At 63.5% G+C, this 266-nt stretch carries 1 protein-coding gene; it reads right to left on the reverse strand.

The features are described from left to right. A partial coding sequence (locus H6M51_RS24430) for a DDE-type integrase/transposase/recombinase (RefSeq protein ID WP_185812337.1) occupies positions 1 to 266 on the reverse strand: 266 nt, incomplete at both ends.

A 266-nucleotide genomic window follows, 5' to 3' on the forward strand; every position in this document is an offset into this window, starting at 1 on the left:
GACATGCCGTTCGACTGCGGACTGGCCACCGGCGTGAAGCAAGGCGTCAGATTGAGCGCCTGGGCAAACAGCCTCGTTTCCCTCGCAGTGTATGCCGAGCCATTGTCCGAGAGATGCTCTATTGCGTGCGGGGCTCTCGTTGCTGCGAAGCGCTTCTCGACCGCCTCCAGCATCATGTCGCGCACGTCAGAGCCGGAGATGCCCGCGTTGGCGACCGCCGTCCAGGCGATGATCTCGCGGTCGAAGGCGTCGATGATGAAGGCGAG

Source organism: Rhizobium sp. AQ_MP, assembly GCF_014237835.1.
Classification (GTDB): domain Bacteria; phylum Pseudomonadota; class Alphaproteobacteria; order Rhizobiales; family Rhizobiaceae; genus Allorhizobium.